The organism is Petrotoga miotherma DSM 10691, from assembly GCF_002895605.1.
In the GTDB taxonomy this organism is placed as follows: domain Bacteria; phylum Thermotogota; class Thermotogae; order Petrotogales; family Petrotogaceae; genus Petrotoga; species Petrotoga miotherma.
In genome coordinates this window covers 17,006-36,814 of the sequence record NZ_AZRM01000025.1, presented here as the reverse complement: position 1 = coordinate 36,814, position 19,809 = coordinate 17,006, and the positions used below count along the sequence as shown (strand labels likewise).

The following is a 19,809-nucleotide window of genomic DNA, read 5'->3' as shown; positions in this document are numbered from 1 at the left end:
TTGGAACCCCGGTTTTATGCACAAAAAAAGATAATAATAATAGGTGTTAAAGGTTTATCAAAATTGGTTTATGTACCTACTAATCTCCCAATCAGTTACCGCTATCTTATACTCTTCAATCTCCTTTTCTTTTAATTCTACAAATTTTTCAAATATATGTTTTCCCAAAACATCTTTCATAAGTTCATCCTTTTTCAAGGCTTCCAAGGATTCTTGGAGTGAACCAGGTAAATATCTAATATTTTTTTCGTTCTTTTCTCTGTGGTCCATTTCGTAAATATTTCCATCAACAGGTTGAGGAGGTTCAATCTTGTTTTTTATACCTTCTAAACCAGCTGAAAATACACTTGCTAACAGTAAATAAGGATTTGCTGTTGGATCTGGAGATCTCAGTTCTAACCTAGTTCCTTCACCTCTCGACATCGGTATCCTCACTAAAGCACTTCTGTTTGATACAGACCATGCGATGTTAACAGGAGCTTCGTAACCAGGGACTAACCTTTTATATGAGTTTATCGTAGGATTTGCCAAAACGGTTATCGTATCAATATGTTTAAAAACTCCTCCAATAAACCATCTAAGCTCATTACTTAACTGATAAGTACCGTTAGGATCGTAAAAGATATTCTTTCCGTCTTTAAAGATACTCAAGTGGGTATGCATCCCTGAACCATTCATACCAAAAAATGGTTTAGGCATAAATGTTGCCCATAGTCCGTTCAATAGGGCTATCGTCCTTACAACCAATTTAAAAGTTTGAATATTGTCAGCCGTTTTTAGGGCGTTGTCGTACCTGAAATCAATCTCATGTTGGGAATTCGCTACTTCGTGGTGAGCAGCCTCCACTCGAATACCCATACTTTGTAGAGTTTCCACCATGTTCTTTCTGACCCTTTCCCCTAAATCTATGGGAAGTAAATCAAAATAGCCTCCCTTATCAAGAGGAGATAATACTGGCTGCCTCGTCTTCTCATCCCTTGGGAGAATAAAAAATTCTGGTTCTGGACCGGCATATGGGGTATAACCGTACTCTTTCATTTCATTCATGACTTTCTTCAACACATATCTTGGGTCCCCTGGGAAATGTTTACCATCAGAAGTGTGAATGTCACAAATAAACCTACCCACTTTTTCTCTTTCAACTGTCCATGGTAAAACTGTAAATGTGTCTATGTCAGGTTTAAGTAACATATCTGATTCGTTGATTCTTACTAGACCCTCAATTGATGAACCATCAAACATAGTCCCGTTAGTCAAAGAAGATTCTAACTCTGTAGATGGAATTTCAACGTTTTTCAAGGCACCGTTGATATCTGTAATTTGAAGTCTAATATACTTTATACCTTGACTTTCTATCTGTTCCAATAGTTCCTCTTTTGTCATAAATTTTTCCCTCCCAATAAAATAGAATTTTTACTGTCATTAGTAACTCAAAAACTTGATTTAGCGCCCCTTCACCTCGCTCCCCACCTTCTAAGTATAAAAGAATTTTTATTCCTTAAACTGCTCTTCATCCTCTAAGGATAGATGCTCTCTCTCCTTTTAACCGCAGTCTATGATCATTTTATTTCTAAAATGTCTAAAAATAAATTCGTTAAGATATTATTTTCAAAAATTAGTTTAAATTGAAAATTGTTTCATTATTTCTAATTATTGGTAAATATTTATGATTAGAAGGATTTATTTGCGATTATACACCGAAATCTCCATTTATCAAAATTTGAAAAAAATTTCGTTATATTTGCTCGAAATCTTTTATTTACAGGTATTTCAAGAAAACCGATAGATTTTATCATATTTTATCAACTTAAAACTTTTTCTTTTTATTAACATTTTTGATATATAAAGATCGGAAGATGAACGATTATGAATTCAAATTGACCCAACTTTTACATATCTTGAGCCCTTCGCTTGCATCTTTAGCGTAGGCATCGCAGCCAAAGGTTTCAGCAAGTTTTCTGTTCATCGAGGCACCGCCGGCAATAACTTTTACTTTAATACTTAATTTTTTTAGTTCATTTACCACCTCTTCTATTTTTCCCACTGTAGTTGTCATCATAGCTGATAACCCTAAAATATTTGGTTTCTCTTTTTGTACAGCGTTGATTATTGTAGAAGTTTCTACATCTTTGCCAAGATCTACAATTTTGAAGTTAGCGCTTCTTAATACCGCTGCCACTATATTTTTACCAATATCGTGTATATCTCCTTCTACCGTGGCTAGTACTACCTTAGCTTTTTTATCGTTTTGAGATTCGGGAATCAAATTGTTTAAGTAATCAAAAATGGGTTTGACAGTTTCGGCAGCTAACAACAACTCTGGGAGATATATGTTCCCTTGTGCATAAAGGTCTCCGATCTTTTCCATTGCTTTACCAAGCACATCTTGGCTAACTTCTAACGGACTTTTCTCTTTTAACTGATTTTCAATGATTCGTTTTACTTCACCTTCTTCACCTTGTAGGATCTTCTCGGTTAATTCGTCTTGTTTTTCAACCTTACTTGGTATTACAATATTTTTATCCAACAATAGGTTACCATTCAACGTGTTCATAAGGAACTCATCTTCGGGATTTAAGATAGCTGAAGTCAAGCCTTTACCTTTTGCCCTTGAAAGAAAGGCTGCATTTATATAATTTCTGTTTGGTAAACCGAAACTAAGATTCGAAAGACCCATAGTGGTATTGAACCCATTTTGCGAAAGTAACTTTACTGTCTCCAATGTAATATTTGGATCATTATTGGCAGCAAGGGACAACACCAACGGATCAACTATAATTCTATCTTTAGTTATTCCTTTACTTTCTATGTACGGCCATTTTCTTAGCACTAGTTGTAGTCTTTCTTCAGCAGATTCTAAGATTTCTTTCTCGAGTGCTAATACAATTAGTAATCCGCCATATTTTTTAATCAACTCGAGTTTTCTGTCCAGATCTTTTTTACTTAATTTAGAAGAATTGATTATTGGTCTTCCTGGATATTCTTTTAAAGCGGTTTCTAAAAATCCAATATTTTGAATGTCAAAAGAAATTGGAAGAGAAGAATGTTTGTCTAGTTCTATGATAATTTGTTTGAAATGTTCTTCATTCAAAATCTTTTCGATACCCAAGTTAACGTCTATTGCCTGGGCCTTTACGCTTTTTTGACTGTTGGCTCTTTTTATTACATTCTCGAAGTTGAATTCTTCAATTTCATTTTGAAATTTTTTATTCCCGGCAGGATTTATTCTCTCCCCAATAACGGTGAAAGGATGAAACTTGTTTAAGATCGTTCTTGAAGAGTACATAATAGGTATTTCTTTTACTATTTTTTTAGGTCTTCTTTTTACCATATTTCTAATAACTTTTATATGTTCTGGAGAGGTACCACAACAGCCTCCAATAATATTTACTCCTAAATCTAAATAGTCTTCTACAAACATTCCAAATATTTCGGGTGTCATTTTGTATTCCAAATGTTTTCCATCGAAAACAGGTTTACCAGCGTTTGGTTCAACTGATAAGAACTTGTTTGTTGAGAGTGATAGACGTTCAAAAACCTTTAAAAGTTCTTCTGGACCCAAAGTACAGTTAATTCCTAGTACATCTACATCTAAATCGTTGAAAACATTCGCAAAGATTTCCACAGAAGTTCCTGTAACGGAACGTCCGTTCTCTTCAAACGTCATATGAGCTATTAAAGGTAAATCTTCTGTTACTTTTCTTATTCCATATATAGCTGCTTTTAACTCTTTTATATCTGTCATCGTTTCAACGATAAATCCATCTACACCGCTTTCAAACAACACTTTTGCCTGTTGATAATACTCATCTATAGCTTCGTCCATTTCAAGCAACCCCATAGGCTTTGGATACTCTCCTAGAGAGGATAGATCTCCAAAGACCAAAGCCTTACCTTTCGATGCTTGCTTGGCAATTTCAACTGCTTTGACGTTAACTTTTTCGAACGCCTCTTCATAATTTAACTCTTTGAGTTTTTTTCGATTTGCACTGAAGGTATTGGTTAAAAGAATGTCTGCTCCCGATTTTACGTATTCACTTTGTAGATTGTAAACTACTTCTGGATATCTGATGTTTAAAATTTCAGCAGGAATTTCTTTATATCCTCTTTTTATAAATTCAGTTCCATATCCTCCGTCTAAAATAAGTATCTTTTTATTCAATATTTCTGCAAAATCTTTTCTATTCATCATACCACCCTATCATACATACAGTACTTTTTCTTGGAGTTATGATACCAGTTTCTTTGTTGACAACTACTATCTCTGTTTTGAGTAAATTACTGACGATATCCCAATTTTTTCTCACATCTATATCCGAATATCCAGGAGAAAACCTCCTGGTACCTTTACCGAAATCTTTTCTCAGCTTTTTATCGATAGATTCGTTGAAAGCCTCTATGGCTTCTGAAGCCCAAGCATCCATTAACATGGAAGAGAGAGTATTTGCGTTTGATATATAGTTGTCTATTTCGTATCCTAAGGTAGATACAAAAAAAGTGATAGAGTTAACACCTTGGAAAGATTTAGGAATAAGTTCTGTAGGAATTGTCTCTATTTTATATGTGTCACATATGGCTTTTGGTTGTGCTAATTCTAAACCGAGCTTGTATATTTTATTTATTTCTTCTTTTAATTTGTCGTTGATTTGGAATTTAGTTCCATTAAAGCCTGCTCGGAGTAAGTATATTTTTTTCTGAGGCATTATTTCATAAGTTTCTGGAATGTAGATTTTAATAAAAATTTCCCCTCCTGTTATTTCGATAAAAAACATCTTTAGAAAGCCTTGTGATAGCGCCCCTTTGCCCAGACGTTAAGGGGTTCCCCCTTAAAAACCCCAAATTCAACGTCAAAATTATTTAAAAACTTTGTTTGCACACTGCAGCAAACCAATCCGCACCCATCTAAGGAAGAATAAAAGGCCATGCCTTTAGCCACTTTCTTCACCCATGATGAGATCCGCAAGTTGTCCTAAATCGTCAACTACAAGATCTGGCTTTATTGCAGAATATTTTAGATCCTCTAATTTTGCTTCCCCGGTTAATACTAATGTAGATAATGTACCAGCGTTTATTCCAATTAATATATCGGTATACAACCTGTCTCCAACTATACAAGTTTTTTCTGGGGTTACTTGATAATTTTTCATTATCATTTCTAAGATCTTGGGATCTGGTTTCCCAAAGACGATGTCAGGTTCTTTATTGCATGCTTTCGATACCACACTTGCAATAGCGGCTGTATCGGGGATTGGCCCTTCTTCGGTTGGACAGTTCAAATCTGGATTGGTAATAAAAAAGAAGGCTCCTTTAGATACAAATATGGAGGCTTTTGCCAATTTATCATAGGTTAAGCTTTTATCGAAGGTAACTACAACCATCTCAGGGGAATCTGCGACAATTTGATGTCCAAATCTTTCATATTCTTTTATCATTGAGGGAGTAGCCACCAAAAAAATTCTTTTTGGCCCAAACTTATCTTTTATATATTCTGCAGCAGCTATGCCCGCAGTGTAGATCTCGTTTTCTTTAATTGGATAGTTTAAGGCGTGAAACTCTTGTAGGTATTCTATCTTGGATTTGTTGGAGTTGTTGGTTAAAAAGACAAGCTTTTTATTTAGTCTTTTCAAAAGGTTGGAGAATTTTAGCGCACCGTTAACTAATTTTTGACTGATATAAAAAGTGCCGTCTATATCTAAAACGAAGAGTTCTATTTGTTTTAATTTTTCGATTGTTTTTATATTGTTTATCAGAATAAAAACCACCTTTTTTAAAATTTAATTGCGCGTCCCCTGACCCTTTTAAAAGCAGAGAGCTTTTTGTGAGTTAATTGCTTAATGGTTTTTGCATAAGCTGCGCTTAGCCCTTATTAGCGCCCCTTCGCCCCGCTGCCCACCCCATAAGGAAAAGGTTCTTTACCCTTTCATCCAGCAGCCCACCCATTTAAGGAAAGGGAACCTTTACCACTTCGCCCCGCTCCCCGCCTTAAGGAAAGGGAACCTTTACCACCTAGCCCGGTTCCCCACCCATTTAAGGAAAGAGGAAAGGGGTTTGCTCCGCTCCCCACCCATAAGGAAAAGGTTCTTTACCCTTTCATCCAGCAGCTCGCCCATTTAAGGAAAGGGAAGAGGAGTTTGTCCCACAGGACCATTTATACATTTAATTATATCAAAAAATTAAAAATTTGTTGCTTTTTTTATATTCCAAACGATAGCTAGGAAGAAAATATGTTATAATAAATCGATCAAAAAGTGTGGAAAATTCTTTTAAATTGTGAGGTGAAATAATGAGTGAAACAATGCAAATAAACGTTTCTAACAGTGGTTTGTATTTATCAAGAATAGTACAAGGGATGATGAGACTTCGAGAATGGAATTTTTCAACAAAAGAAACAGAAGATTTTATTATGAGAGCTATAGACTTAGGAGTAACCACTTTCGATCATGCTGATATTTATGGAATTTATACTTGTGAGGGTTTATTTGGAAATGCTTTAAAATTAAATCCTTCTCTTAGAGATAAAATCCAGATTGTAACCAAGTGCGGTATAGTACTCCCCAACAAGGAGACAAAAAGAATTCATTATTACGATACAAGCAAAGAACATATATTGAAATCTGTAGATAATTCCCTTCGTAACCTTCATACAGACTATATCGATTTACTCCTTATACATCGCCCAGATCCCTTCATGAACCCAGAAGAAATTGCAGAAGCCTTTTTAGAGTTACATAAATCTGGTAAGGTTCGTTTCTTCGGAGTGTCAAACTTCACCATCAATCAATTTGAAGCTTTACAATCAAAATTAAACCTTCCTTTGGTGACTAATCAGATAGAAATTTCCCCATTCAATTTAGAACATTTTGAAAACGATAATATTTATTTTCTAAAAGGGGAAAACATCAATCCAATGGCTTGGTCGCCTTTGGCGGGAGGAAAGTTATTCGATGTCTCAAACGACAAGTCAGTAAGAATATTGACGACGTTGAAAGAAGTTGGCAAAGAACTCGGTATCGATTCTATGGATACTCTTGTATACTCTTGGCTTTTAAACCATCCTGTTGGAGTAATTCCTATTTCAGGAAGCGGTAGATTAGAAAGGCTTAAGAACGCTGTTGAAGCCCTGAACATAAAATTGACGAGAGAACAATGGTTTAAGATCTATGAAGCTGCCCTAGGTCATGATGTACCGTAAAGGAGTTGATGATTTTATATGATATTTACAATAACCCTTAATCCATGTTTAGATAGATACCTTTATGTAGATAAATTAAAAACAGATGATACTACCCGTGTTAAAAAGATAAAAGATTATCCTGCGGGAAAGGGAATCGACGTTTCCAGGGCAATCAAAGAATTAGACGGGAAGTCCGTGGCTATTTCTTTTCTTGGTGGTGAAAATGGAAGAAAGATTGAGGAAATGTTGGATAGAGAAGGTGTAATATATACGGCTGTTAGAATTACCAAAGAAACTAGAATGAACATCATTTTACAAGAACAAAGTTCTCAATACCGGCTGAGTGTTCAAGGTCCAAAGATTCCAAAAACTGATTTGAACCAACTGTATGAGACTCTCAAACTTTTAATCAGAGAAAATGATACCGTTGTTATTTCAGGAAGTTTGCCGCGGGGTGTAACTCCAAATTTTTATGCAGAAATAATTTCTTACCTTAAAGGAAAAAACGCTAGGATATATTTTGATGCCGACGGTGAAAATTTAAAAGTCGGCGTTGAATCACATCCTGATTGTATCAAACCTAATCTATACGAGTTTCAAAGAGTTCTTGGCAAAAAAATAAATGGAATTGACAAAGACCTACTTGCTAAATATGGTTTGGATCTAATTGATAGGTACGGAATAAAAGAAATATTGCTTACTCTAGGGTCAGAGGGCGCTATATTTATCTCAAAGGGGAGTTGCCTATATGCTCCTTCTTTAGATCTACCTGTTCAAAGTGCGGTTGGATCGGGAGACTCCTTTCTTGCAGCTTACGTTTTAAAACGTGAAGAAGGAGCAAATGAAGAAGAAGCCTTTAAATGGGCAAATGCATCAGGTAACGCCTCAGTCATGACTCCTGGAACAGAACTTTGTCGAAAAAATGACGTTTTAAGGCTTTTAGACGAAATAAAAATAGAAAAGATATTCTAACAAAAATTTGGGAGGTGCAATTTTTACATGGATAATCTTCACGTTGTTGATCATCCTTTGATAAAACATAAACTTTCTATAATGAGAAATAAAGACACAGGACCTAAAGAATTCAGGGAACTTTTGAATGAGATAACCCTTCTGCTAACCTATGAAGCAGCCAGAAACCTTCCAACGATGGAAGTTGAAGTTGAAACGCCAATTGCAAAGACAAAAGGAGAGATGGTTGAAGATAAAAAAGTTACCATAGTTCCTATATTGCGAGCAGGTTTAGGTATGTTGGATGGTGTTCTTTCATTGGTTCCAAATGCTAGTGTAGGTTTTCTGGGTGTGTATAGAGACCCAGAAACTCTCAATGCAATAGAGTATTATGTGAAGTTTCCACCTTTGACAGAAGACCATCAAATCTTTATTCTCGATCCTATGCTTGCCACAGGACATTCTATGAACCATGCTATAAAGCAAGTGAAAAAACAGGGAGGACAGAATATCACTATTATGTCCTTGATAGCAGCTCCCGAGGGGGTTAACGTAGTTATAAGTGAAAACCCAGATGTGATTATTTACACCGCTGCTTTGGATAGTAAACTCAATTCAAAAGCGTATATTGTTCCCGGCTTGGGAGATGCAGGAGATAGATTGTATAGAACAAAATAAAGAATATCGGGGGCAATTGGATGTCGAAATTGTTAAAGCATACATTTCTTTTTTCCTTGGCAACTCTTATAAGTAGATTATTAGGCCTTTTACGGGATGCTACCTTTGCTCATTATTTTGGAATTAGTGCAGAGTACGATGCATATTTAGTAGCAATTATTCTTCCTTTCTTTCTTCGGAAAATCTTCGCTGATGGAGCCCTCTCCTCAGCTTTTATTCCTTTGTTTACAAGAAAACAAGGAAAAGATTCTCAGGTTTTTCTCAGCACCACAATATGGTTTGTATTAATAACGACTGTTTCATTATATATACCTGTTTATTTTTTTTCGGACCAAATAGTTTTAGTTTTGGGAACTGGCTTGTCTGAATCAACGATGGAATTAACCTCTTATTTGTTGAAAATTACATATCCCTTCATAATTTTTATCTCTTTGTGGGCAGTAGCTACAGGTGTTTTAAATAGTAACGATATCTATTTTGGACCTGCATTCGCTCCTGCTTTATCTAACCTTTGCAGTGTCGTGTTTATTTTTTTATCTTCTTACTTTTCCCCAAGAATATTAGGACCAACTATAGGATTCACAGTAGGAGGAATTTTACAGTTTTTGTTAGTTTTTTATATCTTAAGAAAGATTCATTTCCGGATGACACTTGATTTTAATTTCAAAGATCTGAAAAGTATAATGAATTTGTTTGGTCCTGCATTATTAGGAGTAGCTGTGGCTTCCTTGAATACATTGGTTGATACCAATATCGCAACATGGACCGGTACGGGAGGTGTTTCGACCATTCAATACGCTCTAAGAATTTATCAGCTCCCTTTAAGCATATTCGCCATCAGTGTTGCAAACGCCCTTTTACCTAAATTATCGTATTCTTCAAGTATTAAAGATGAAAAAGAATACAACAAGAATTTGAAAGATAGTATAGAACTAACTTTATTCTTTGCAATTCCTTCAATGTTCGGTTTAATATTTTTAAACAATGAGATCGTGGCTTTGATATATCAACACGGTAGTTTTACTTTTGAAGATACGTTAATAACAGCAAAAACATTGTTATATTATTCTCTGGGGCTTCCATTTTATTCTTTACATACTATCTTTATCAGAACTTACCACTCTAAATTAAATACAAGGTATCCTTCTTTAGTGGCAGTGGTAATGCTTTTAGTGAACGCGACTCTCGATGTTTTGTTGGCTTTCAGATATGGTGTTGTAGGTATCGCACTTGCAACTGCTATTTCCGGTATTATCGGCATGTTCATGACAGGTTTCAATATTATTAAAGGTTTGACTGGTGAAGATTGGATGGAAATATTTAAAATTTTCATCGCAAGCGCTGTTATGTCTATATTTATCGTGACTAGTAAAGGATTTTTTGATTCTAGACTGTTAGTTGTTCTCCTGATTGCTCTTAGTGCCCTAGTTTATTTCTCATCAGCGTACATTATAGGTTCAAAAAAGTTAAAATTAGCCATAAACATTTTCTTTAAAAGAAAATAAGGCCTAAACGACACTCTTTTCATATTCTGAATCATAGAGATGACAAGCTACTTGTTGATTTTCAACATTTTTCAAAATGGGTTCTTGAATTTTACAAATTTCTTTGGCATATGGACATCTAGGATGAAACCTACAACCTGTGGGAATGTTAACGGCATTTGGGACTTCGCCTTGAGGTATTATTCTTTTTTTCTTGCTTTTAGGATCAGGTTCGGGAACAGCTGATATTAGAGCTTGGGTGTACGGATGTTTGGGTTTTGTATATATTTGCTCAAAACTTCCAACTTCTACAATTTTGCCTAAGTACATTACGGCGATTCTGTCACAAATATATTTAGTTGTAGCTAAATCGTGTGTGATGAAAAGATAAGTCAAATCAAAATCATTTTTTAAGTTGATCATCAGTTGTAACAACTGGGACCTAACAGAGACATCCAACATCGCAACTGCTTCATCCGCCACAACAAAGGTAGGTTTTAAGATCAAAGCCCTTGCTATTACAACCCTTTGTCTTTGGCCACCGGATAAATCACGAGGATACCTATAATAATACTCACTTGCAGGTGATAACTGTACCCTTTCCAACATTTCCATAACAAACTTCTGCCTTTCGGAACGGTCCTTTCCAATATTGTGTATTTGTAGAGGATGCATCACAGCTTCACCGATCCTCATATGAGGGTTCAAGGCTGCAAGTGGATCCTGAAAGATTATTTGAATCTCTTTTCTTATGTGTTTTAATTCCTTTTTTGTTAAGGTACTGATGTCTTTTTCTTTGAATAAAATTTTTCCTTCAGTAGGATCTTCTAATCTTGTAATTAACCTGCCTGTTGTGGTTTTCCCACTTCCTGATTCACCAACTAAACCAAGAGTTTCGCCTTTTTTTACTTCAAAATTAATCTCATCTACCGCCTTTACATATTTAGGAGGGGTTCTAGTCAAAACTTCCCCCACCGTTCTTTTTAGAGGAAAATATTTTTTTAAACCTTCAACTTTTAAGATTGTATTTTCAGTCATTAGTACCACCTACATTTACATGTTTTAAATCTTGAGAATTTTCATACAGCCAGCATTTAACTTCCGATCCTTCGATTAAAAAACTTTTGGGCTCTTGTTCATGACAGATGTCCATTGCGTACTCACACCTAGGGGCAAATCGGCATCCTTTTGGAGGTTTACCCAAATCCGGAGGACTTCCAGGAATATATTTTAAATCTTTATATTTGATATCAGTATTTGGAATGGAATCTAAAAGTGCTTTTGTATAAGGATGCTTAGGATTGTAATAAATATTTTCCTTTGAAGATATTTCCACCAAATGACCGGCATACATGACTCCAATCTTATCTGCAAGTTGAGCAACTACACCTAAGTCATGTGTTATAAGCAACATGGACATTTGATATTCGTCCCTTAATTTACTCATCAACTCTATTATTTGAGCTTGAACTATGACATCCAACGAAGTTGTTGGCTCATCGGAAATAACAAAAGAAGGTTTTAAAACAAGTCCTAAGGCTATCATTACCCTTTGTCTCATACCACCACTGAATTGAAATGTGTACTGATTCATCCTGCTTGGGTCTATTCCTACATCCTTTAGGACACTACCCCCCATTTCTATAGCTTTTTGCTCAGATATATCGGGAAAATGAGCCCTCACAATCTCAACAAAAAGGTCTTTGACTTTCATAATTGGGTTCAGGGAAGTCATAGGATCTTGAAAGATCATGGTGATATCTCTACCACGAATTTCTCGCATTTGTTTTTCGTTCATTTTAGTTATATTTTGACCATTTAATTGTATTTCTCCATACAATCGCGCATTTAAAGGTAATATTTTCATTATAGCTTGTCCCAAGGTAGATTTCCCGCAGCCTGATTCTCCCACTAGCCCTAGTGTTTCTCCGTCTTTTACATTAAAACTAACATCGTCAACCGCTTTTATAATTCCCTCTTCACTTTTATAATAAACTTTCAGATTTTTTACTTCAAGCACGCTTACTACCTTCTTTCTCTAATTGTTGGATTCAGCATCTCGTTCAAACCTTCACTGAACATAGAAAATCCTAGTGTAACAGTCATTATAGCAACACCTGGAAAAGTCAAAGCCCACCAAGCGCCACTCAAAATAAATCTTTGACCGTTGCTCAAATCAAAACCCCAATCAGGAGTTGGGGGAGCTATACCTAATCCCAAAAAGCTCAGCCCTGCTTCTGTCATTATAGCATCTGCCAGGTTCATTGAAAGAACAACCACCACGGATGGCAGTACATTTGGAAGTATATACCTTCCCAAAATAGATAAGTTTGATGCACCTATAGCCCTGGCTCCATCGACATAAAGTTCGTTTTTTACTGAAGATACTTGATTTCTAATGACCCTGAAGTATGTAGGTATGTAAACAACAGCTATTGAAATAGCAATATTCATAATACCTGGTCCTAAAAATGCAGCTATCGCTATGGCGAGGATTAAACCTGGAAAGGAATATATAGCATCCATAATAATGGTCATTATTCTGTCGAATATTCCTCCCACGAATCCCGATAATAAACCTAACGGTATACCAACAACTGAAGCTATTGCTACGGAAACAAAAGCTATTGTTAAGGCAATTCTGGCTCCATAAACAACCCTACTAAATACGTCCCTGCCAAGGTTGTCAGTTCCAAACCAAAACTCACTACTAGGAGAGGTTAAAGATCTTCCAACTCTTTCTGTAGGGTCGTAAGGAGCTATTTGAGGAGAAAAAAAGGCCAAAAAAATGTAAAAAATCAAAATAACCAAACCTATGAAGGTAAGCCAAGCGTTGGAACCTCTAAAGAATCTGGAGAAGCCCTTCCCAATCTTCGATGAAATGAATTTATGTTCTTCCAATTTTATACCCTCCTCAGTACCTTACCCTTGGGTCTATTAACGCGTTGATAATTTCTACTATTATATTAATTATTATTACAAAAATGGCGAAAAAAACTATCGTTCCTTGAATAGCAGGAAAATCTCTGTATCTGATTTTCATGATGAGATAACTTCCAATCCCTGGCCAAGAAAAAGTGGTTTCAGTTAAAACAGCCCCAGCCATTAATAGTGCCAGCTGTAATCCCATTACGGTTAAAATAGGAACTAACGCGTTCCTTAAAGCATGTCTGTACAATATTTTATTTTCAGGTATCCCCCTTGCTTTAGCAGATTTAACATAATCAGAGGTTAACGTTAAAATTGTATTATTCCTAACCATTCTTAAAAAAATACTTGAGATAACAAGGCCGAGAGTAATACCCGGCAACAACAAATGTTGTAGGGCATCCCAAAAAGCAGTCCAGTTCCACCTTAAAAGGGAATCCAGTAAAAACAAACCAGTAATTTTTTCAAATTGAACTGTAGCGCCGATCCTTCCAGCAATGGGTAGCCATTTTAACTGCATTCCAAAAATGAATTGCATCATCAGTCCAAACCAAAATACAGGTACAGCATACATGAGCATCGAAAATCCTCTGGCAACTATATCTACGGGTTTATCCCTTTTTTGTGCGGCTTTTGAACCCCAAAAGATCCCTATAATTACAGCCACAATAAATGCAAAAATCGTTAATTCTAATGTGGCAGGAAATCTTTCTAATATCTCATCAAGTACGGGTCTTCCCGTCATTGTTGAAGTTCCCAAGTCACCTTTGAACAGTCCCCCTACATATTTAAAAAATTGAACCAATATGGGATCGTTAAGTCCTAGTTCTGCTCTCCTGGCTTCAATAACCTCTTGAGAGGCTCTCCCACCTAACATTGCTGCAACAGGATCTCCGGGAATTATCCTAATAACGAAAAATATAACTACTAAGAGAACAAAAAGCATGGGGATTGCCAACAAGATTCTCACAATAATATAATTTCTCAGAGACACTTAGATCACCTTTCTTTTCTGAGGTTGGTTTTCTTAAAATTGCCCCGATTATTAAATAAATCGGGGCAATTGTCTTAATTTCAAACCTTCAAAAGATGCTTAAGGAAAAATTATTCCTTGTAGAGCAAATAATATCTAAAGATCTGGGAAGGTTCTAATAAAATTCCTTTAATGTTATTTTGGGCGGCGACCGTTTCTACACCTTGCCAAAGTGAAACGTAAGGAGCGTTGAAAGCTAGATCTTGTTGAACCAATTTGTACAATTGAGATCTAACTTCTTGGTCAGTCGCTACTCTTGCTGCTCTCATCACACTTTCAGTTACTGGGTTGACATAAAAACTACCCATCGATCTAGCTCCACTTTCACTTAAGAATGGCCAGAGATAGTCATCAGGGTCTATGTAATCAGGATACCAACCCAATAAGAACATACCCATAGTTCCGTTTAAAAAATAATCAACGTAGGTTGCCCATTCCGCATATTCTAAGTTGATATCGATAATTCCTGTCTTTTCTAAGGATTCCATTAAAACTTGGGCTACATCTGCTTCGGTTGTTCCATAATGAGTAGGGCTGTACCAAAGATCAATCACCAGTTTGTTTTTTTCGTCGTAACCAGCTTGATACAGAAGTTGTTTTGCAGCCTCAAGATCTCCTTCTTGGAAGACATCTTCGTGGCTCCACATTCCCATTGGTACTAGAGAATATAGTGGTGATGCCATATTTAAAAATACATCTTCGACTATTACATCTCTTTCAACAGCTAAGGAAATCGCTTGCCTTACCAAAGGATCGTCGAAAGGTTCTTTCTGTGCATTGAAAACTAACATTCTGATTTGTGGACTTTCACCCTGGATAACTTGAACATTTTGAGAATTTTTTAAATCTTGTATGTCTCTTGGGTCTAAATGTCTGAATGCAATGTCTATTTCACCCGTTTCCAAAGCCAATCTCAACGTTGCAGCGTTTTCATAGAATAAAATGATGATCCTATCCGTTTTTGGTTTTTCACCAAAGTATTTCTCATTTGCTTGTAATGTGATTCTGACGTCTCTTATCCATTCGGTGACTTTATATGGACCAGAAGCGGAAGGTGCTCCATCATAAAAACTATCTGCTGAGAATACCTTTGGATTAACAGGCCATCCAACTGTATAACCTAATACGGAAACAAAAGCCGAAAAAGGATACTGAAGGGTTACTTTGAAGGTGTAATCATCGACCACTTCGGTTGATTTAACTATATCCGAGAGTAAGAACGCAGGATCACCTCCAAGTTTTATCACCCTATCGAAGGAGAATTTAAAAACGGACGCATCTATAGGGGTTCCATCTTCGAAAACGACACCCTTTCGTACCTGGAAAAGATACTCTAATCCATCATCAGATACTTCCCAACTTTCGAATAAATTGGGCACAATTTCCGTAGAATTAACCTTGTAGTCTACTGGTCCAGCTAAAACATTTTGTAAAATGTTACTAGAAAAGTAGTCATAACACAAAGCTGGGTCTAGAGTTCTAATCTTGTCTGTAGTTCCAACAACTATGGTAGATTGTGCCCAAACACCGACAAATAAAACCGAAACAACAAATAAACTTACCAAATACCTTTTCATAAAATCCCTCCTCGTAAAATGTGCTGATATGTAAAACTTAAACACTCAATCTCCAACAATACCTTATGATGATTATTTATTAAAACCACAACTAGTTTTACAAAAACATGAAAAAAATTTCATAGAAGTTCTTTTATTGACAAAAATTTCAAAAATAAAGCCGTATTTGGTAACTTAATTTAAATTAACTTAATTATCTCTATTATACAATTAATATCTTTAAGAGTCAAGTAACAACAAAAAATCAGAACTAGCGAGAGAAGGAATAAAAAATATCAGAAGACTGGATTTGAGCGTTGAACATTTTTATAGATTTAAATAGATCTATTCTTAAATTAAGTTATTTTAAATTAACATAATATATATTAACACTTCTTATTATTCTAAAATTAATACGTTTGTATATTATACATTTCTATTTTTTAAAACAAAGATTTAACAATTTGCGTTCCACAATTTGCTTCTTAAATCTTTTGAAGACGAGGGATCTAAAAATTTTAAGTTCTATATCAAGCATAAATAGCGTCTAATCAGATTTTTAATCAAAAATTTTCTTGATTAAGTTTCTCCCTTATGATAAAGTATATATTGGGTTTTATTCCAAGGGGTGAAAATAATGGAAAAGCATGAACTAATAGAAAAACTACGTTCCAATATGTCTAGAGATACCTGGAATAACTGGCTTACAACGGCTCAAATTTTGGAATTAGACGATAAAAAGGTCGTTGTTGGATTGGGAAATTTATTTATTAAAGAGGCTGTCGAGAAAAGATTCGGCTCAATAATAAAAGAAACTATAAATAATATTACTGGAAAGCCTCTAGAAGTTATTTTTAAAGAAATACCCATTAGTAAAGAACAGAAAAATGCAGTAAATGGTCCAATAATAAAAAACAGGCCTTTGAAACTATCAGAGTTTAATCCTGAGTTCACTTTTGATAGCTTTGTTACGGGAAATTCCAATAGGATAGCTTATTATTCAGCCTTGGAAGTTTGCAAGAATCCTGGCAAATATAATCCTTTATTTATATATGGAGATGTTGGACTAGGTAAAACACATCTTTTACATGCAATAGGGAACTTTTTGATGGAAAATGCCCCTGATTTGAAGGTTAAGTATGTAACAGCCGAGGATTTTATGAATCAAATGATGGATGGAATAAGAGCTAGCGATATGGAGAACTTCCGAGAACGCTTTAGAAGGAATGTAGATTTTTTATTGATAGATGATGTTCAATTTTTAATTGGAAAAAATACCGTGCAAAGTGAACTTTTTCATACCTTTAATTCTCTTTTTAACTCAAGAAAACAGATAGTAATATGTTCCGATAGAACACCTGATGAATTGGCAACCTTTCATCCCAGATTGATTAGTAGATTTGAAATGGGTTTGATAACTGATATACAAGCACCTGATAAAGCAACGAAGTACTTAATAGCCAAGAAAATGGCACAAATGATTTCTCTTCAACTAACCGATGATGTTGCTTATTATTTAGCCGAACATGTCGATAAAAACCTAAGAAAACTTCGGGGCGCTATTATGAACCTTCTATTGCAAAGCCAAATTTCGGGTGCGCCAGTGAATATTGAATCTGCAAAAACGATAGTCAATTCAATGATGAGAATGAACGCAAACAAAGTTAGATTCCAATCACCAGAAGTTCTGGAAACTGTCAAAATAGATACCGTTATAGATTTGGTCGCTGCTGAATTTAATATTAATAGAAAGGATATCTTCTCATCATCCAGAAAAAAAGAAATAGCATTAGCACGTCAAGTTTTAGCTTATCTTTTTAAGACTACTATGAAGTTAAAAACCAAAGATATCTCCGAAAAATTAGATAAAAATCATTCCACTATTATTCATTCCATCAAAAAAATAGAACATTCTTTGTTGATGGGAAATGAAATGATAAAAAATAAGATCAATAACATCAAGAACAAATTGGAAGACGAAAAAGGGATTCTTACTTTATAAAAATAGAAGAAATCGGCCTCAAATTATGTGATTTAAACAAGAACAAATTGAGGCCGATTTTTTTATTTATAATAATCAGGTTGTTTCAGCAAATGTTTTAAAAGTAAGTTACATTTCTAATCCAACTATAGCTTCCGGCGTTACTACGTGGAAAGTTAAACTTTCAGTAAAGAAAAATTTGAGTTGCTCATCAAACTTGCTATCATATCCTAAGGAAATATCTTGTCCTAAAATTAATTTAAAGTCTCCACCACGATTAGAAATTACAAAACTTTCATCGACATCATGCATAGGTTTCACTTTGGCATCTATAATTTCTTTTACAACTAAATCCAAAGGATACGATAGATTCATGGAAAATAAATCTTGCCATATTTCTTTGTTAATCACTAAAGTATATGGCCCTTCAATCCCTTGCTCCATGAACCTTTTTTTTACTTCAAATAAGGATTTAACAAAATCTTTTACGCTTTCTTTGGAACTTTCTACAGAATTCTGCTTAGCTAACGTTTGTAAGCCAATTATATTGGCTTTTTCTATACCTTTTAAAATTAATTTATTTTCAAATGAAGCCAACTGCTTAGCAGCGGTTTCTAACCCTTCCAAATCCGGAGTTTCTAAACCCCTTTCGATATTATCAAGCTCCCATTGTTTCAAAACAAATGGGTTTCTAATCTCTACTAGAGGTAAAACTTGTCTTATTCCCCATCCCAATCCATCTCTTGGGTTTTCAACGAGTTCGTTAGTACCTAAATTGTATGAAGAATAATCCCATCCATAAGGACCTTCTACATCAATAATTGGTCTTATTTTTAATTTGTTCTTAAAAATCTCCTTTGCCCTTTCGTCTAATTCTTCCCAAGCTTCTTCAGTTATTGGAGCTAACTCTCTTTTAAGAAAATCCATTTTTTACCCCTCCTTCATCTTTAGTATTTTTTCTACTTCAATCCTCTTAGTCCTAAATCACCTTTTTTATTTGAAGAAGACTCTACTTTGCTTTCTCCTTCAACAGCTTCTTCCTCTACTTCCAGCAATGGTTTTTCTGTGAAAAGATAAGTTCTCAGTTCTTCATCCCATCCATTCATGTTTCTTCTTAACCATTCGATAAGCATTACCGCATGTTCAATTTCTTCATCTCTATTGTGCTCCATAATTTCTTTGATGGTTGGATCTTTAGAAACAGCTGCCCTTTGGTTGTACCAATCTATCGCTTCTATCTCCTCTTTTAAACTGTTTAATGCATAGACGTAAGAACGATCTTTGTCACTTAGTTCTTCATAAGGTTCATGGTAATCTTGCATTTAGTTTCCCTCCTTTTAATTTTTGATTTACTGCTCTGTTAAGTAATGTCCTATAAAAACAAAGTTTCTACATCCTTTATTCTCTCAAAATCCTTGTCCATTGTAACTACTTTCAATCCATGGTATTTAGCTATGCTATATTGATATGCATCATCAAAATCTAATTTCAGGATTTTTCTTACATTTACAACTTCTCTGTATAGCTCCATCGGTAAAAACAGAAGTTTGGTGTTAGGCATGACATCTTCAACAAATCTCCGAAAGATATCTTCTTTGCCATATCTAAACAGGATTACGCCAATAGAATGCAGGGAAAAATCCGTTATGTTGAGATTTCCGATATTGTTATTCAGAAACGCCTTGCAATCATCTTTCTTGTCCTGATTGAGGAGAATTTCTAAAAATACGTTTGTATCCACTAAAAACATTATCTCCACTCCAAAGCTTTGTGTTGCAGTTCAATAGAAGTGAATTCCTCTCTTATCTCTGATAAGCCTCCTTCCCAGTCGAACTTGAATTTACCTCTTGAATTTTCTCTGCCTTGATATTTACCTAGTAAAAAGTCCAAATAATCTAAAACCTCTCGCCTCAAATTTTCGGGAAGCTTTTGAATTTTTTCCTCGATTTCTTTTTCATGCATGATCTTTACCTCCTTTAATTTTTGATTGACTATCTCTAGAAACTCTTTATATAGAACCCCAG

At 35.1% G+C, this 19,809-nt stretch carries 18 protein-coding genes; 5 read left to right on the top strand and 13 right to left on the bottom strand.

What is annotated here, in order from left to right:
* Nucleotides 1-57 precede the first annotated feature (57 nt).
* The 4 genes from glnA to X928_RS05050 form a co-directional block, all read right to left on the bottom strand.
* Nucleotides 58-1,383, bottom strand: a complete 1,326-nt coding sequence (gene glnA / locus X928_RS05065; protein WP_103078778.1) for a type I glutamate--ammonia ligase — start codon at nucleotides 1,381-1,383, stop codon at nucleotides 58-60.
* A 481-nt stretch (nucleotides 1,384-1,864) separates the two neighbouring features.
* Nucleotides 1,865-4,192 (bottom strand): homocysteine S-methyltransferase family protein, encoded by a 2,328-nt coding sequence (locus X928_RS05060; RefSeq protein WP_245857185.1) that lies wholly within the window; start codon nucleotides 4,190-4,192, stop codon nucleotides 1,865-1,867.
* Complete coding sequence (locus X928_RS05055; protein ID WP_103078776.1) at nucleotides 4,182-4,772, bottom strand: methionine synthase; 591 nt, start codon at nucleotides 4,770-4,772, stop codon at nucleotides 4,182-4,184. Before X928_RS05055 ends, X928_RS05060 begins: the two co-directional genes overlap by 11 nt.
* A 156-nt stretch (nucleotides 4,773-4,928) precedes the next feature.
* On the bottom strand, nucleotides 4,929-5,762 hold the full coding sequence (locus tag X928_RS05050) for an HAD-IIA family hydrolase (RefSeq protein ID WP_103078775.1): 834 nt from the start codon (nucleotides 5,760-5,762) through the stop codon (nucleotides 4,929-4,931).
* A 533-nt stretch (nucleotides 5,763-6,295) separates the two neighbouring features.
* On the opposite strand from X928_RS05050, the gene X928_RS05045 reads away from it, so the two are divergent.
* From X928_RS05045 to murJ, 4 genes are read left to right on the top strand one after another with little or no spacing between them, the layout of a single operon-like run.
* Entirely contained in the window at nucleotides 6,296-7,192 is an 897-nt protein-coding gene (locus X928_RS05045; RefSeq protein ID WP_103078803.1) for an aldo/keto reductase, read from the top strand.
* Nucleotides 7,193-7,210: 18 nt separating this feature from the next.
* On the top strand, nucleotides 7,211-8,146 hold the full coding sequence (locus X928_RS05040; RefSeq protein ID WP_103078774.1) for a 1-phosphofructokinase family hexose kinase: 936 nt from the start codon (nucleotides 7,211-7,213) through the stop codon (nucleotides 8,144-8,146).
* A 27-nt stretch (nucleotides 8,147-8,173) separates the two neighbouring features.
* A complete protein-coding gene (gene upp, locus X928_RS05035) occupies nucleotides 8,174-8,803 on the top strand; it encodes a uracil phosphoribosyltransferase (RefSeq protein ID WP_103078773.1) in 630 nt (209 codons plus the stop codon).
* A 20-nt stretch (nucleotides 8,804-8,823) separates the two neighbouring features.
* Nucleotides 8,824-10,308, top strand: coding sequence for a murein biosynthesis integral membrane protein MurJ (gene murJ, locus X928_RS05030; protein ID WP_103078772.1), 1,485 nt, complete (start codon nucleotides 8,824-8,826; stop codon nucleotides 10,306-10,308).
* 3 nt (nucleotides 10,309-10,311) lie between these two features.
* Here the strand turns inward: murJ and X928_RS05025 are convergent, their stop codons facing one another.
* From X928_RS05025 to X928_RS05005, 5 genes are all read right to left on the bottom strand, one after another.
* Complete coding sequence (locus tag X928_RS05025; protein ID WP_103078771.1) at nucleotides 10,312-11,325, bottom strand: ABC transporter ATP-binding protein; 1,014 nt, start codon at nucleotides 11,323-11,325, stop codon at nucleotides 10,312-10,314.
* Nucleotides 11,318-12,307 carry an ABC transporter ATP-binding protein gene (locus tag X928_RS05020; RefSeq protein ID WP_103078770.1) on the bottom strand — a complete coding sequence of 330 codons (990 nt, stop codon included), beginning with the start codon at nucleotides 12,305-12,307 and terminating at the stop codon, nucleotides 11,318-11,320. The genes X928_RS05025 and X928_RS05020 overlap by 8 nt, the downstream gene beginning before the upstream one ends.
* A 5-nt stretch (nucleotides 12,308-12,312) precedes the next feature.
* A complete protein-coding gene (locus X928_RS05015; protein ID WP_211286450.1) occupies nucleotides 12,313-13,188 on the bottom strand; it encodes an ABC transporter permease in 876 nt (291 codons plus the stop codon).
* Between the two features lie 13 nt (nucleotides 13,189-13,201).
* Nucleotides 13,202-14,209, bottom strand: coding sequence for an ABC transporter permease (locus X928_RS05010; protein ID WP_103078769.1), 1,008 nt, complete (start codon nucleotides 14,207-14,209; stop codon nucleotides 13,202-13,204).
* Nucleotides 14,210-14,319: 110 nt separating this feature from the next.
* The gene (locus tag X928_RS05005; protein WP_103078768.1) at nucleotides 14,320-15,825 is read right to left on the bottom strand and encodes an ABC transporter substrate-binding protein; all 1,506 of its coding nucleotides are present in this window, start codon (nucleotides 15,823-15,825) and stop codon (nucleotides 14,320-14,322) included.
* 616 nt (nucleotides 15,826-16,441) lie between these two features.
* Here X928_RS05005 and dnaA point away from each other — a divergent pair.
* Complete coding sequence (gene dnaA, locus X928_RS05000; RefSeq protein WP_103076615.1) at nucleotides 16,442-17,806, top strand: chromosomal replication initiator protein DnaA; 1,365 nt, start codon at nucleotides 16,442-16,444, stop codon at nucleotides 17,804-17,806.
* 108 nt (nucleotides 17,807-17,914) lie between these two features.
* Here dnaA and X928_RS04995 read toward each other — a convergent pair whose 3' ends face one another.
* Genes X928_RS04995 through X928_RS04980 form a run of 4 tightly spaced genes read right to left on the bottom strand, consistent with a single transcriptional unit; the run spans nucleotide 17,915 to nucleotide 19,747 of the window.
* On the bottom strand, nucleotides 17,915-18,712 hold the full coding sequence (locus X928_RS04995; protein WP_103076614.1) for a family 1 encapsulin nanocompartment shell protein: 798 nt from the start codon (nucleotides 18,710-18,712) through the stop codon (nucleotides 17,915-17,917).
* A 32-nt stretch (nucleotides 18,713-18,744) separates the two neighbouring features.
* Complete coding sequence (locus tag X928_RS04990; RefSeq protein ID WP_103076613.1) at nucleotides 18,745-19,107, bottom strand: encapsulin-associated ferritin-like protein; 363 nt, start codon at nucleotides 19,105-19,107, stop codon at nucleotides 18,745-18,747.
* A gap of 50 nt (nucleotides 19,108-19,157) precedes the next feature.
* Nucleotides 19,158-19,535: a type II toxin-antitoxin system VapC family toxin gene (locus tag X928_RS04985; RefSeq protein WP_103076612.1), complete on the bottom strand. Its 378-nt coding sequence runs from the start codon at nucleotides 19,533-19,535 to the stop codon at nucleotides 19,158-19,160.
* Nucleotides 19,535-19,747, bottom strand: coding sequence for a DUF2281 domain-containing protein (locus X928_RS04980; RefSeq protein WP_103078767.1), 213 nt, complete (start codon nucleotides 19,745-19,747; stop codon nucleotides 19,535-19,537). Before X928_RS04980 ends, X928_RS04985 begins: the two co-directional genes overlap by 1 nt.
* Between the last annotated feature and the right edge of the window lie 62 nt (nucleotides 19,748-19,809).

Bases quoted from the DNA above. Each gene is read 5' to 3' on its own strand.
- X928_RS05005 (WP_103078768.1), bottom strand. From the start codon at position 15,825: ATGAAAAGGTATTTGGTAAGTTTATTTGTTGTTTCGGTTTTATTTGTC.
- dnaA (WP_103076615.1), top strand. From the start codon at position 16,442: ATGGAAAAGCATGAACTAATAGAAAAACTACGTTCCAATATGTCTAGA.
- X928_RS04985 (WP_103076612.1), bottom strand. From the start codon at position 19,535: ATGTTTTTAGTGGATACAAACGTATTTTTAGAAATTCTCCTCAATCAG.
- X928_RS04995 (WP_103076614.1), bottom strand. From the start codon at position 18,712: ATGGATTTTCTTAAAAGAGAGTTAGCTCCAATAACTGAAGAAGCTTGG.
- murJ (WP_103078772.1), top strand. From the start codon at position 8,824: ATGTCGAAATTGTTAAAGCATACATTTCTTTTTTCCTTGGCAACTCTT.
- upp (WP_103078773.1), top strand. From the start codon at position 8,174: ATGGATAATCTTCACGTTGTTGATCATCCTTTGATAAAACATAAACTT.
- X928_RS05025 (WP_103078771.1), bottom strand. From the start codon at position 11,325: ATGACTGAAAATACAATCTTAAAAGTTGAAGGTTTAAAAAAATATTTT.
- X928_RS04990 (WP_103076613.1), bottom strand. From the start codon at position 19,107: ATGCAAGATTACCATGAACCTTATGAAGAACTAAGTGACAAAGATCGT.
- X928_RS05055 (WP_103078776.1), bottom strand. From the start codon at position 4,772: ATGTTTTTTATCGAAATAACAGGAGGGGAAATTTTTATTAAAATCTAC.
- X928_RS05045 (WP_103078803.1), top strand. From the start codon at position 6,296: ATGCAAATAAACGTTTCTAACAGTGGTTTGTATTTATCAAGAATAGTA.
- X928_RS05060 (WP_245857185.1), bottom strand. From the start codon at position 4,192: ATGATGAATAGAAAAGATTTTGCAGAAATATTGAATAAAAAGATACTT.
- glnA (WP_103078778.1), bottom strand. From the start codon at position 1,383: ATGACAAAAGAGGAACTATTGGAACAGATAGAAAGTCAAGGTATAAAG.
- X928_RS05040 (WP_103078774.1), top strand. From the start codon at position 7,211: ATGATATTTACAATAACCCTTAATCCATGTTTAGATAGATACCTTTAT.
- X928_RS04980 (WP_103078767.1), bottom strand. From the start codon at position 19,747: ATGCATGAAAAAGAAATCGAGGAAAAAATTCAAAAGCTTCCCGAAAAT.